At 58.8% G+C, this 12,942-nt stretch carries 12 protein-coding genes; 10 read left to right on the forward strand and 2 right to left on the reverse strand.

What is annotated here, in order from left to right; translation table 11 throughout:
* Window positions 1-22 precede the first annotated feature (22 nt).
* Window positions 23-1,939, reverse strand: coding sequence for a sigma-54-dependent Fis family transcriptional regulator (locus LVW35_RS25265; RefSeq protein WP_233892508.1), 1,917 nt, complete (start codon window positions 1,937-1,939; stop codon window positions 23-25).
* A 272-nt stretch (window positions 1,940-2,211) separates the two neighbouring features.
* Here LVW35_RS25265 and exaC point away from each other — a divergent pair, with 272 nt between their 5' ends.
* The 9 genes from exaC to LVW35_RS25310 all read left to right on the forward strand — a co-directional run bounded on the left by exaC (window position 2,212) and on the right by LVW35_RS25310 (window position 11,477).
* A complete protein-coding gene (gene exaC / locus LVW35_RS25270; protein WP_233892509.1) occupies window positions 2,212-3,732 on the forward strand; it encodes an acetaldehyde dehydrogenase ExaC in 1,521 nt (506 codons plus the stop codon).
* A 148-nt stretch (window positions 3,733-3,880) separates the two neighbouring features.
* Window positions 3,881-5,314, forward strand: a complete 1,434-nt coding sequence (gene eat, locus LVW35_RS25275) for an ethanolamine permease (protein ID WP_233892510.1) — start codon at window positions 3,881-3,883, stop codon at window positions 5,312-5,314.
* 64 nt (window positions 5,315-5,378) lie between these two features.
* Window positions 5,379-6,773 carry an ethanolamine ammonia-lyase subunit EutB gene (locus LVW35_RS25280; RefSeq protein WP_233892511.1) on the forward strand — a complete coding sequence of 465 codons (1,395 nt, stop codon included), beginning with the start codon at window positions 5,379-5,381 and terminating at the stop codon, window positions 6,771-6,773.
* A complete protein-coding gene (gene eutC, locus LVW35_RS25285) occupies window positions 6,770-7,603 on the forward strand; it encodes an ethanolamine ammonia-lyase subunit EutC (RefSeq protein ID WP_233892512.1) in 834 nt (277 codons plus the stop codon). The genes LVW35_RS25280 and eutC overlap by 4 nt, the downstream gene beginning before the upstream one ends.
* Before the next feature lie 92 nt (window positions 7,604-7,695).
* Window positions 7,696-8,154, forward strand: coding sequence for a GNAT family N-acetyltransferase (locus LVW35_RS25290; RefSeq protein ID WP_233892513.1), 459 nt, complete (start codon window positions 7,696-7,698; stop codon window positions 8,152-8,154).
* Between the two features lie 216 nt (window positions 8,155-8,370).
* Window positions 8,371-9,027 carry a DedA family protein gene (locus LVW35_RS25295; protein WP_233892514.1) on the forward strand — a complete coding sequence of 219 codons (657 nt, stop codon included), beginning with the start codon at window positions 8,371-8,373 and terminating at the stop codon, window positions 9,025-9,027.
* Between the two features lie 6 nt (window positions 9,028-9,033).
* Window positions 9,034-9,849: a zinc-dependent peptidase gene (locus tag LVW35_RS25300; protein WP_233892515.1), complete on the forward strand. Its 816-nt coding sequence runs from the start codon at window positions 9,034-9,036 to the stop codon at window positions 9,847-9,849.
* Window positions 9,850-9,958: 109 nt separating this feature from the next.
* Entirely contained in the window at window positions 9,959-10,486 is a 528-nt protein-coding gene (ppa, locus tag LVW35_RS25305) for an inorganic diphosphatase (protein ID WP_003219382.1), read from the forward strand.
* 214 nt (window positions 10,487-10,700) lie between these two features.
* Entirely contained in the window at window positions 10,701-11,477 is a 777-nt protein-coding gene (locus LVW35_RS25310; RefSeq protein ID WP_233892516.1) for a LexA family transcriptional regulator, read from the forward strand.
* A gap of 273 nt (window positions 11,478-11,750) precedes the next feature.
* Here LVW35_RS25310 and LVW35_RS25315 read toward each other — a convergent pair whose 3' ends face one another.
* Window positions 11,751-11,987, reverse strand: coding sequence for a DUF6124 family protein (locus tag LVW35_RS25315; RefSeq protein ID WP_233892517.1), 237 nt, complete (start codon window positions 11,985-11,987; stop codon window positions 11,751-11,753).
* A gap of 299 nt (window positions 11,988-12,286) precedes the next feature.
* On the opposite strand from LVW35_RS25315, the gene ycaC reads away from it, so the two are divergent.
* Window positions 12,287-12,919 (forward strand): isochorismate family cysteine hydrolase YcaC, encoded by a 633-nt coding sequence (gene ycaC, locus LVW35_RS25320; RefSeq protein ID WP_233892518.1) that lies wholly within the window; start codon window positions 12,287-12,289, stop codon window positions 12,917-12,919.
* The last annotated feature ends 23 nt before the right edge of the window (window positions 12,920-12,942 follow it).

Consider the following 12,942-nt stretch of genomic DNA (forward strand, 5'->3'; position numbering starts at 1 on the left):
TCTGCGCATAAAAGTGCGAGACTTATATGTCAAGAACTATTGCACTACGTGCAATTCCATACTTGCGTAACTTCCTGTAAAGGGTATTTCTGCTAATGCCCAATTGCTGGGCCGCGTGGCTCATATGCCAGCGTTGCTCCTCTAAAACAGTCAGCAAGGCCAGCCGTTCGGCATCTTCCAGAGGCAGCGATGAAGGCTTGCATGCCTGAGTCATGAGAACAGGGGATTGGCGGATGACCGCGGGCAGATCCTCAATACTCACATGGCTGTCTTCGCACAGGGCCACCATTGTTCGCAACACCGTGCGCAATTGGCGGACATTCCCCGGCCAGGCAAACCCCAATAATGCCTGGCGCGCCGCCGGGTCGAGGCTGACCCGTTGCTCGCCGGCTTCTTGCGACAGAACAAAATCGAGCAATTGCGCCTTATCACTGCGCTCACGCAACGCCGGCAGGCTGATCTCCAGGCCATTCAAGCGGTAATACAAATCTTCACGAAAACTGCCCTGCTGAACGCGTTCCAGCAAATCGCGGTGGGTAGCACTGATGATTCGAATATCAACCGCCTGGGACTCACCGCCTACGGGTACAACCTTACGGTCTTCCAGCACTCTCAACAGACGAGTTTGCAAGGCCAGGGGCATATCCCCGATCTCATCGAGGAACAAGGTGCCACCGTCGGCCTGTTGCAACTTGCCGTGCATGCCTTCTTTTCGCGCCCCCGTAAAACTGCCGCCGCGGTAGCCAAACAGTTCGCTTTCAATAAGGCCTTCGGGGATGGCGGCACAGTTGAGCGCGACGAACGCTTCATCTGCACGCCGACTGGACTGGTGCACGGCCTTGGCGAAGGCTTCTTTACCAGAGCCGGTTTCGCCATTGATCAGCAACGGTACATCGCGCTCGAACACCCGCAGCGCCTTGCCAAAGTCCTGTTGCAGCGCCATATCGCCCAGGCAGATGCCAGGCAGGGGTGACTGTTCGGCCGCCACGGGTTTGGCTACGAGTGTAGGGACGCTGCGCGCCTGGCCACGCAAGGCGGCGAACAACCGCCGGCCATCGCGCGTGCACAGCGGCCAACTGGCGCTGGCACTGGCACTGGCGCGGCCGAGCAATTGATCCAGCGAGCATTCGAAAAAACCCGCTACCGGCTGCCCCAGCAGTCCGCTGCGCCTCTGCCCCAACAGGTTCAACGCACTCTGGTTGACTGCGCAAATGCGCCCTTCGCCGTCGAACGCCAGCAATCCTTCACTGAACAACCCCACCGATTCCGCCTGCAGGTGGAAGCGTAGCAACCAGTGGTTTTCAAAGTGGCGCAGAAAGTAACAACTCTCGATCATCTTCGCCGAGAGATTCACCAGCGCCATGGTGTGGAACTGGCTCTGACGCGACACCGCCTCGCGGGCCGATGATACGTCGAGCACCGCGAGCAGGTCGCCATGAGGGTCGAACACGGGACTCGCCGAACAGGTCAGCCCAGTATGCCGGCCACGAAAATGTTCATCACGGTGAATGGTCAGAGGCTGGCGTTCCACCAGGCAGGTGCCGATGCCGTTGGTGCCTTCGCAGGCCTCGCTCCAGTCTGCGCCCAGCCACAACCCGGCGCGCTCGAAGATCTTGCGCTCGGACGGCGCGGTGACACAGTTGAGGATCACCCCGCGCGTATCAGTGAGAAGTACAGCATGCCCGGCGCCCGAGAGTTGTTGATGCAGGCTGTTCATCTCGCTGCCGGCAATGTGCAGCACCTGCTGCAGACGCTCGCGACTTTCCAGCAAACGGCCATGTTCAAGCACGGTGGGGGCGATGGTTTGCGCAGGGTCGAGGTGGTAGTCCTCCAGACAACGCAGCCAGGAGCGGGCGATGGATGGATCGCTGGACGGGTCGCGGCCATGCGCCACGGTGAGAACTTGCTGGGCATGGCGACTGAAATGGTCGTTGTGCATTTCTTGTTATTCTCCCTGCGTGAGAACCCCCAGCATCCCCCAGCCATCCAGGCAATGCAATCCCGAGCCGACCCGCCGGTCACGGGCTGTACCGTTTATGGCACAAACTGTCACTCCGGCTGTATCAACCCTGCCACAGCAACGCCTTGCAACAATGCCCAACCCCTTGATTTACCTGGCTCACACAGCAGTGGCCCAACCTTTGCTCTACGCTTATCAAGCGCTCGCTGCGCTGCGCTCCCCATAACCATAAAAGCCAGGAGATACCTACCATGCGTTACGCACACCCCGGTACTGAAGGCGCCATCGTTTCGTTCAAGGCCAAGTACGGCAACTACATTGGTGGCGAGTTCGTTGCGCCGGTCGATGGCAACTATTTCACCAACACCTCGCCGGTCAACGGCAAGGCAATCGCCGAATTCCCGCGCTCCACGGCCAAAGACATCGACAAGGCCCTGGACGCCGCCCATGCCGCCGCCGACGCCTGGGGCAAGACCTCGGCCCAGGACCGTTCGCTGGTCCTGCTGAAAATCGCCGACCGCATCGAACAGAACCTCGAACTGCTGGCCATCACCGAAACCTGGGACAACGGCAAAGCCGTGCGTGAAACCCTCAACGCCGACATCCCGCTGGCCGCCGACCATTTCCGCTATTTCGCCGGATGCATCCGCGCCCAGGAAGGCACCAGCGCCGAGATCAACGAACACACCGCGTCCTATCACTTCCATGAACCGCTGGGCGTGGTCGGCCAGATCATCCCGTGGAACTTCCCGCTGCTGATGGCCGCGTGGAAACTCGCGCCGGCCCTGGCCGCCGGTAACTGCGTAGTGCTCAAGCCCGCCGAGCAAACCCCGCTGGGCATCAACGTGTTGCTGGAAGTGATCGGCGATCTGCTGCCGCCAGGCGTGCTGAACGTGGTGCACGGTTTCGGTAAAGAAGCTGGCGAAGCTCTAGCCACCAGCAAGCGCATCGCCAAGATCGCCTTCACCGGCTCGACGCCCGTGGGCTCGCACATCATGCATGCGGCGGCTGAGAACATCATTCCGTCTACTGTAGAACTGGGTGGCAAGTCGCCGAACATCTTCTTCGCCGACATCATGAAAGCCGAACCTTCGTTCATCGAAAAGGCTGCCGAAGGCCTGGTGCTGGCGTTCTTCAACCAGGGCGAAGTGTGCACCTGCCCTTCCCGTGCGCTGGTGGAAGAGTCGATCTACGACGACTTCATGAAAGTGGTGATGAAGAAGATCGAGTCGATCAAACGCGGCGACCCGCTGGACACCGACACCATGGTCGGCGCCCAGGCGTCCGAGCAGCAATTCGACAAGATCCTGTCCTACCTGGAAATCGCCAAGGGCGAAGGCGCGCAATTGCTGACCGGCGGCAAAGTCGAGAAGCTCACCGGCGATATGGCCGGCGGCTATTACATCCAGCCGACCCTGCTCAAAGGCACCAACGAAATGCGTGTGTTCCAGGAAGAAATCTTTGGCCCGGTGGTGAGCATCACCACCTTCAAGGACGAAGCTGAAGCCCTGGCGATCGCCAACGACACCGAGTTCGGCCTGGGCGCCGGGGTGTGGACTCGCGACGTCAACCGCGCCTATCGCATGGGCCGCGCGATCAAGGCGGGTCGCGTATGGACCAACTGCTACCACCTGTACCCGGCGCATGCCGCGTTCGGTGGTTACAAGAAGTCCGGCGTAGGGCGTGAAACCCACAAGATGATGTTGGATCACTACCAGCAGACCAAGAACTTGCTGGTGAGTTACGACATTAATCCGTTGGGCTTCTTCTAACTGACAACCCGCTCCCCCATTTGAAATGCACTTAAAAATGTGGGAGCGGGCTTGCTCGCTCCCACATTTAGATCTTCATAAGTACTTGCGAATTGCATTCGGCACAAAGAGGCCGAGTTAAAACAATAACAACGAAAGGTACTTTCCCATGCCTAGCGAACCTACTGGATCCTCCGTCGACTTTGAAAAAGTCGACTCCCAATACTTCCAACAACGCGAACTGAAAAAAGGCGCCGCCGGTTGGGTGCTCTTGGTTGGCCTTGGCGTTGCCTACGTGATCTCCGGCGATTATGCCGGCTGGAACTTCGGCCTGGCCCAGGGTGGCTGGGGCGGGATGTTCCTCGCCACTTTGTTGATGGCCACCATGTATCTGTGCATGTGTTTTTCCCTGGCCGAACTGTCTTCCATGATTCCAACCGCTGGCGGCGGCTACGGTTTTGCCCGCAGCGCATTCGGCCCGTGGGGCGGGTTCCTCACGGGCACCGCGATTCTGATCGAGTACGCCATCGCCCCCGCCGCCATTGCGGTATTTATCGGCGCGTATTGCGAGTCGCTGTTTGGTATCGGCGGCTGGATGATTTACCTGGCGTTCTACATCATTTTTATCGGCATCCACATCTTCGGCGTCGGTGAGGCTCTGAAGTTGATGTTTGTGATTACCGCCGTGGCCGCGATTGCCTTGGGCGTGTTCCTGGTGGCGATGGTGCCGCACTTCAATATCGCCAACCTGCTGGACATCCCGGTGACAGAGGCCAAGGGCGCCAGCACCTTCCTGCCGTTCGGCTACGTGGGTGTGTGGGCGGCGATTCCCTATGCCATCTGGTTTTTCCTGGCGGTTGAGGGCGTGCCCCTGGCCGCCGAAGAAACCAAGAACCCGAAACGCGACCTGCCGCGCGGCCTGATTGGCGCCATTGTGGTGCTGACCAGTTTTGCCCTGCTGATCCTCGTTATTGCTCCGGGCGGCGCAGGTACTTATGCGCTGATCAAATCCGGCAACCCGCTGGTTGAAGCACTGGCATTGTCTTACGGTGGCTCGACCTGGATGGGCAGCTTTGTCAACCTCGTGGGCCTGGCCGGTCTGATCGCGAGCTTTTTCTCAATCATCTACGCCTATTCGCGGCAGATCTTCGCACTGTCCCGCGCCGGCTACCTGCCGCGCAAACTGTCCCAGACCAACAAAAGCAAGGCTCCGGTGCTGGCATTGGTGATCCCCGGCATCATCGGTTTTGGCTTGTCGCTGACAGGCCAAGGTGATCTGCTGATCTTGGTAGCGGTGTTCGGCGCGACCATTTCCTACGTGCTGATGATGGCCGCGCACATCACGCTGCGCATCCGTCGCCCCAAAATGGATCGTCCGTACCGCACACCGGGCGGCATTTTCACCTCTGGCGTTGCGCTGGTACTGGCCTGCGTGGCCGTGGTGGCGGGCTTTCTGGTGGATCCGCGGGTGGTGATTGGCGCCGCGATCATCTATGGAGTATTAATTGCTTACTTTGCTTTCTACAGCCGGCATCACTTGGTAGCAGGCACGCCCGAAGAAGAATTCGCGGCGATTCAGGCCGCAGAGGCCGCCTTGCACTAATAGCCGTAAACCTCGATGCGGGTGCCAGTCTGACATTGGGCCCGCGTCGTCAAGGAGACACTGTATGGCAAGCTTTTCCCACGCGGTGGGTGCACAGACCTACCGCTTCGACAGCCTCAAGGACGTGATGGCCAAGGCCAGCCCAGCGCGTTCCGGTGATTTTCTGGCCGGCGTCGCCGCACAAAACGACGGTGAGCGAGTGGCGGCGCAGATGGCGCTGGCGAATATCCCGCTGAAACACTTTTTGCAAGAAGTGCTGATCCCCTATGAGAGCGACGAAGTCACCCGGCTGATCATAGACACCCACGACAAACGAGCGTTTGCGCCGGTCAGCCACCTGACTGTGGGCGGCCTGCGCGACTGGCTACTCGGCGATGCGGCCGACGAAACGTCCCTACGCGCACTAGCGCCAGGTCTGACGCCAGAGATGGCTGCCGCCGTGTCCAAGATCATGCGCGTGCAGGACCTGGTGCTGGTGGCGCAGAAGATCCGCGTGGTCACGCAGTTTCGCGGCACCATGGGCCTGCGCGGACGTTTATCCACACGTCTGCAACCCAACCATCCTACAGACGAACCTGCCGGTATCGCCGCGAGCATTCTGGATGGGCTGTTGTACGGCAACGGCGACGCCATGATCGGCATCAACCCGGCCACCGACAGCATCGCCTCGATCTGCGCCATGCTGGAAATGCTCGACGCGATCATCCAGCGCTACGAAATCCCGACCCAGGCCTGCGTGCTGACCCACGTCACTACCTCCATTGAGGCGATCAACCGTGGCGTGCCGCTGGACCTGGTTTTCCAGTCGATCGCCGGCACCGAGGCGGCCAACGCCAGTTTTGGTATCAGCCTGAGCGTGCTGCAGGAAGGTTACGAAGCAGGGTTAAGCCTCAATCGCGGCACGCTGGGCCAGAACTTGATGTATTTCGAGACAGGTCAAGGCAGCGCCTTGTCGGCCAACGCGCACTTTGGCGTCGACCAGCAAACCTGCGAGACGCGCGCCTACGCCGTAGCTCGACATTTCAAACCGTTTCTGGTGAATACAGTCGTAGGATTTATCGGCCCTGAGTACCTCTACAACGGCAAGCAGATCATCCGCGCCGGCCTGGAAGACCACTTCTGCGGCAAGCTGCTCGGCGTGCCGATGGGTTGTGACATCTGCTACACCAACCACGCCGAAGCCGACCAGGACGACATGGACACCCTGCTGACCCTGCTGGGCGTGGCCGGGATCAACTTCATCATGGGCATCCCCGGCTCCGACGACATCATGCTCAACTACCAGACCACCTCATTCCACGACGCCCTGTACGCCCGCCAAACATTGGGTTTAAAGCCGGCGCCAGAGTTTGAACAGTGGCTGGCGAAAATGGGCATCTTCACGCAAGCCGACGGCAAGGTACGCTTCGGCAACAGCCTGCCACCGGCGTTTCGCCAAGCCTTGGCGCAACTGGGATGAAGGAGCCGCCCGTGCAACTCGACCTGCCTGACAACCCGTGGCTGGAACTGCGTCGCCTGACCCCGGCGCGCATTGCCCTGGGCCGAACTGGCACCAGCCTCCCCACCAACGCGCAACTGGACTTTCAGTTTGCCCACGCCCAGGCGCGGGACGCGGTGCATTTGCCGTTTGACCATACGGGGCTCAGCAGTCAATTGGCGGAGCGCGGGCGTGACAGCCTGTTGCTTCACAGTGCTGCAACTGACCGTCACATGTACCTGCAACGCCCGGACCTGGGGCGGCGCTTGAGCGACGACTCGGCCCGGTTATTGCGCGATTATGCTTCGGCCAACCCCGGCGGCGTGGATCTGGCAGTCGTGGTAGCTGATGGCCTGTCGGCACTGGCGGTGCATAAACATACCTTGCCGTTTTTGACCCGCCTGGAAGAACAGAGCCGCGCAGACGGCTGGTCCTTGTCGCCGGTCATCCTGGTAGAACAGGGCCGCGTGGCGGTGGCTGATGAAGTGGGCCAGTTACTCGGAGCCAAGATGACCGTCATTCTGATCGGCGAACGGCCGGGGCTCAGTTCACCGGACAGCCTGGGGCTGTATTTCACCTACAACCCCAAGGTCGGCCTCACCGACGCCTATCGCAACTGTATCTCCAATATCCGCCTGGAAGGCCTGAGCTATGGCATGGCAGCCCATCGTTTGCTGTACTTGATGCGAGAGGCGTGCCGTCGGCAGCTGTCAGGGGTCAACCTCAAGGACGAGGCGCAGATTCAGTTCCTCGAATCCGATGATCCGGACCTGATGAAAGGCAATTTCCTGCTCAGCTCACCGGATGACTGATCGCTGCACGATTGCGCTTTTTCGCGCCATTAGGCAGCATCGAGTCACGGCCGCTTATGTGGTCATACCCCATTTGGAAGTTGAGGCCTGGCATGCGGATTACTCAAGCGACCCTGGAACACCTGGACCAGTTGACCCCGTTGTTCGTCAAATACCGCGAGTTTTATGGGGCCTTGCCCTTCCCGGATTCGTCACGGGCCTTTCTGGAGAAGCGCCTGCGCCGCAAGGAATCGGTGATTTACCTGGCCCTGGCGGATGATGATGACAAGAAAGTGCTGGGGTTTTGCCAGCTGTACCCGAGCTTTTCGTCGTTGTCACTCAAGCGGGTGTGGATTCTCAACGACATCTATGTCGCTGAAGACGCGCGCCGACAACTGGTGGCGGATAACCTGATGCGCACGGCGAAGAAAATGGCCAAGGAAACCCATGCGGTGCGGCTGCGGGTGTCGACCAGCAGTGACAATGAGGTAGCGCAGAAGACTTATGAGTCGATTGGGTTTCGCGAAGATACGGAGTTCAAGAACTACGTGTTGCCGATCAGCGAAGACTGAGCCCCGACAACACCACAAATCCCCCTCCTACATTTAGATCATGTGCGCCAGAGAAACCACGACATCCCCCGCTACAAAACCAACACGCTTTTCACCGCTCAATCCGTATAATGCGGACCTTTCAGGGTTGTAAGAAATGCGGCATACACTTGTAGCCTTATTACCCGAGCTTCCGCACAGGCCTGCTGAGCCGGGCCATTCACACAGGTGCCATCCATGGATTTCAACCCGCTCGACCTTATCCTGCATCTCGACGTTTACCTCGACCTGCTGGTAACCAATTACGGTCCGTGGATCTACGCCATTCTGTTTCTGGTCATTTTTTGCGAAACCGGACTGGTGGTCATGCCATTCCTACCGGGTGATTCGTTGCTGTTCATCGCAGGCGCAGTGGCGGCTGGCGGCGGCATGGACCCGGTGTTACTGGCCGGTCTGTTGATGCTGGCGGCGATCCTGGGCGACAGCACCAATTATGTGATCGGGCGAACCGCCGGAGAACGACTGTTCAGCAATCCGAACTCGAAAATCTTCCGCCGCGACTACCTGCAGAAGACCCACGACTTCTACGACAAGCACGGCGGCAAGACCGTGACCCTGGCGCGCTTCCTGCCGATTCTGCGCACCTTCGCGCCGTTCGTGGCCGGCATCGCGAAAATGCCTTACCCGCGTTTTTTCGGCTTCAGTGTGTTCGGCACCATCCTGTGGGTCGGCGGCCTGGTGACCCTGGGCTATTTCTTCGGCAACGTGCCATTTATCAAGAAAAACCTGTCGCTACTGGTGGTGTTCATCATCCTGCTGTCCCTGGTGCCGATGATCATTGGGGTGTTCCGCAGCCGGTTTGGCCGCGCGTCCTCCGAAGCCAAGTCGCAGTAACCCGCGATGTGGTCTCTCAGCGCCTGGCGTCGCCGGCGCTTACTGGCCAAGCACCCGATTGCCGATGACACCTGGCAGCGGGTGCGCCACCACCTGACCTTCCTCGAGGGCATCAGCGACGAGCAAGACCAGTGGCTGCGCGAAACCTGCGTGCTATTTCTGGCCGAAAAACACCTGACCGCACTCCCCGGCGTCGAACTGCACCAGGAACAACGCCTGCTGCTCGCCGCCCAGGCGCAATTGCCGCTGATGAACCTCGGCGACCTCGACTGGTACCAGGGTTTCCATGAAATCGTGCTGTACCCCGACGACTTCGTCAGCCCGCAGCGCCATCGCGACAGCAGTGGCATCGAACACGAATGGGACGGCGAACACAGCGGCGAAGCCTGGCAACAGGGCCCGGTGATCCTCGCCTGGCCCGGCGTGCTGGCCAGTGGCAACTGGGAAGGCTACAACCTGGTCATCCACGAACTGGCGCATAAGCTCGACATGCTCAATGGCGACGCCAACGGCCTGCCGCCGTTGCACAACGACATGCGCGTGCAGGAATGGGCCAGCGTGATGCAGAGCGCCTACGACGACCTCAATCGCCAGCTGGACGCCAACCCGGAGGCCGACACCGAGATCGACCCCTACGCCGCCGAAAACCCGGCGGAATTCTTTGCCGTCACCAGTGAATATTTTTTCAGCGCCCCGGATTTGCTGGTCAGCCATTATCCTCAGGTGTACGCGCAACTCAGCCACTTTTATCGCCAGGATCCCCTGGCCCGCCTCACCCGGCTGCAAGCCAGCGACCCGCGTTACCAGCCGCAAGTCGAATGACCGTACGACGTCTGGCGCATGGCATCGGCGTCAGAATGTGCCTATAATCGCCGCCACTTTTAGGCCAATCCGGCCATGTTTCATGGCCAATTAACGGGGGCAACGCCCAATGAGCTACAGCAAGATTCCGGCTGGCAAAGACCTGCCGAACGACATCTACGTCGCCATCGAGATTCCGGCCAACCACGCGCCGATCAAATACGAAATCGACAAAGACAGCGACTGCCTGTTCGTTGACCGTTTCATGGCCACCCCGATGTTCTACCCGGCCAACTACGGTTTCATCCCTAACACCCTGGCCGACGACGGTGACCCCCTCGACGTGCTGGTCGTAACCCCTTACCCAGTTACCCCAGGCTCAGTCATTCGCGCGCGTCCAGTCGGCATCCTGAACATGACCGACGACGGCGGCGGCGATGCCAAAGTCATCGCAGTGCCACACGACAAGCTGTCCCAGTTGTACGTGGACGTGAAGGAATACACCGACCTGCCACCCTTGTTGCTAGAGCAGATCAAACACTTCTTCGAGAACTACAAAGATCTCGAAAAAGGCAAATGGGTGAAGATCGACGGTTGGGGCAACGCAGACGCCGCCCGCGCCGAAATCCTGAAGTCGGTCGCTGCCTACAAAGGCTGATACCCGCTCCTCATTGCCACGGCAATTGAAAAAGCCCCGATTATTCGGGGCTTTTTTTGTGGGAAAAATTAAACAACAACTTCAATGTTTTATATAAAGCGTTTAATTTCCACCTGAAGCAGAAGTATCAGGCTACAACTAAGCAAAGACCTACAAGCGCCACTCAACGCATGGTTTATTTGATGTATTTTCCCGATCAGTAAGCTCTGTGTTTATGAATACATCAGGTGATCGTTTAAAAGCGCTACTGCGGGAAGTGCATCTTTCCGCCTCCGACTTCGCCAAGAACCGCGGCGTCACGCCTCAACACGTGAACAACTGGTTCAAGCGCGGCGTACCCATGGGCCGACTCAACGAGATAGCAGAACTGCTGTGCATCTCCAGCCGTTGGCTGCGCACCGGCGAAGGCCCCAAACACCCACCGGCCAACTTTCTGCTGGAAGGCCCGACCACCCGAAAAGGACTGCCTACCACCCGCGAAGGAAGCGGCAAATACCTCACAGGCCCCGCCTGTCCGCCAGAAAAAATCGACGTGGAAATCGACCTCCACCCCTCATTCACCTCCACTGAACGCATCCGTATCACCCTGCACACGCTCCAAGCCCTCACCGTAAACCCCGACCGCGCCCTGGGCGCCTACATGGTCGATAACAGCATGATCGACATCATCCAACAAGGCGCCACCCTCGCCATTGACCAAGGCCGTACACAAATCATCGACGGCGAGATCTACGCCGTAGAACACGACGGCATGCTGCGCATCAAATACCTCTACAACCGACCTGGCGGTGGTTTGCGGATGCGTAGCCACAATGCCAGTGAACATCCGGACGAGTACCTGACGTACGAGCAACGGTTCGAGCAGAACTTCCAGATAGTGGGGTGGGTGTTCTGGTGGTCCACGCTGAATAACCGCAGGCCACCCGTGCCGCTGGATGAGCATTTATTGGGCTGGGAAGGCTCTAAATCAGATCCTGAGGTGGGCATTTGAGGTGAATGTGGGTATCATGCGCCGCACATTTGGCAGGGGGTGGCTTTGCGCTATCCACCTTGCCTGGCGAAGCGGAGGAGTTCCCGCGGGTGCCCCTACTATTCAGCCCGACGCAATGTGGGCTGAGCGATTTGAAGGCTGGTGAGGTTTGTCAAAAACAAGCTGAAGCAGTCCCCGAGAAGCCGGCCACAAGCCGGCTTTTTAATTTCTGCAAGAAACCCAAGTCAATTTCCAACAGGCTGTTGGACAATTGAATGACCCAAAGCGGGCGGCTTAGCTAGGCTGCATACACTCCACCGCCCGATCCGCCACCATCTTCGCCATCTCCACTAAATGCATCACCGTCCTCTGCGGCGCACCCAGCGGTTCCCCGAGCACTTGCGATGTCGCCACCGCACATTGCAGCAACTCCGCCACATGCACCCAAGCATCCTCAAAGCTGAGTTCTTCGTTGACCGTAAATGGGTTCAGGGCAAGCGGAGAAAGAGAATTCGAAACAGTATTTTCCATGGCACAACTCCAATTAAAAGTGTGTACCAATCGAATCCGGGCGACTAAACCCGATCACTGAATAAGCAGTGACGATCCGCAGCCTAGTCACGCACTCCCGCTGGCGCAATGCGGTTGGATTCTCTCGGAAACGTCCTTCAAATGAAAGGGACTGATGCTGCTGGCCCCCCCCAACTATTGTCACCTCTGAGTTGACGGTATTACCGGTTTCACCCGATTTATCCCCCAACTCCCACCCATTAATCTGTGCCCATGTTGAACGCAACGCCCAACCCACCTAAACAAAAAAGGATTCAACCATGAGCACTCCAACCTACAACCGCCTCAACAAAGACGACGCCATTGTTCTGCTGGTCGACCACCAGACCGGTCTGATCTCCCTGGTGCAGGACTTCTCGCCCAACGAGTTCAAGAACAACGTGTTGGCCCTGGCCGACCTGGCCAAGTTTTTCAACCTGCCGACCATCCTCACCACCAGCTTCGAGCAAGGCCCGAATGGCCCGCTGGTGCCGGAGCTGAAAGAGATGTTTCCGGACGCGCCGTATATCGCCCGCCCTGGTCAGATCAATGCGTGGGACAACGAAGATTTCGTCAAGGCGATCAAGGCCACTGGCCGTAAGCAGATCATCATTGCCGGTGTGGTCACGGATGTGTGCGTAGCGTTCCCGACCTTGTCGGCGCTGGCGGAAGGGTTTGAGGTGTTTGTGGTGACCGACGCGTCGGGCACGTTCAATACCACGGTGCAGCAGGCGGCGTGGAGCCGGATGACGCAAGCGGGTGCGCAGCTGATGAACTGGTTCTCGGTGGCGTGTGAGTTGCACCGCGACTGGCGCAACGATATTGAAGGCCTGGGGAATCTGTTGTCCCAGCGTATCCCTAACTATCGCAACTTGATGAATGGTTACTCGGCGCTGACGGCGCGTAAGGACTAACTACACTGATACATTCAACAAGC

It is taken from the genome of Pseudomonas sp. HN11 (assembly GCF_021390155.1).
Taxonomy (GTDB): Bacteria; Pseudomonadota; Gammaproteobacteria; order Pseudomonadales; family Pseudomonadaceae; genus Aquipseudomonas.

Bases quoted from the DNA above. Each gene is read 5' to 3' on its own strand.
- eat (WP_233892510.1), top strand. From the start codon at position 3,881: ATGCCTAGCGAACCTACTGGATCCTCCGTCGACTTTGAAAAAGTCGAC.
- LVW35_RS25315 (WP_233892517.1), bottom strand. From the start codon at position 11,987: ATGGAAAATACTGTTTCGAATTCTCTTTCTCCGCTTGCCCTGAACCCA.
- exaC (WP_233892509.1), top strand. From the start codon at position 2,212: ATGCGTTACGCACACCCCGGTACTGAAGGCGCCATCGTTTCGTTCAAG.
- LVW35_RS25290 (WP_233892513.1), top strand. From the start codon at position 7,696: ATGCGGATTACTCAAGCGACCCTGGAACACCTGGACCAGTTGACCCCG.
- LVW35_RS25295 (WP_233892514.1), top strand. From the start codon at position 8,371: ATGGATTTCAACCCGCTCGACCTTATCCTGCATCTCGACGTTTACCTC.
- eutC (WP_233892512.1), top strand. From the start codon at position 6,770: ATGAAGGAGCCGCCCGTGCAACTCGACCTGCCTGACAACCCGTGGCTG.
- LVW35_RS25280 (WP_233892511.1), top strand. From the start codon at position 5,379: ATGGCAAGCTTTTCCCACGCGGTGGGTGCACAGACCTACCGCTTCGAC.
- LVW35_RS25265 (WP_233892508.1), bottom strand. From the start codon at position 1,939: ATGCACAACGACCATTTCAGTCGCCATGCCCAGCAAGTTCTCACCGTG.
- LVW35_RS25310 (WP_233892516.1), top strand. From the start codon at position 10,701: ATGAATACATCAGGTGATCGTTTAAAAGCGCTACTGCGGGAAGTGCAT.
- ycaC (WP_233892518.1), top strand. From the start codon at position 12,287: ATGAGCACTCCAACCTACAACCGCCTCAACAAAGACGACGCCATTGTT.
- ppa (WP_003219382.1), top strand. From the start codon at position 9,959: ATGAGCTACAGCAAGATTCCGGCTGGCAAAGACCTGCCGAACGACATC.
- LVW35_RS25300 (WP_233892515.1), top strand. From the start codon at position 9,034: ATGTGGTCTCTCAGCGCCTGGCGTCGCCGGCGCTTACTGGCCAAGCAC.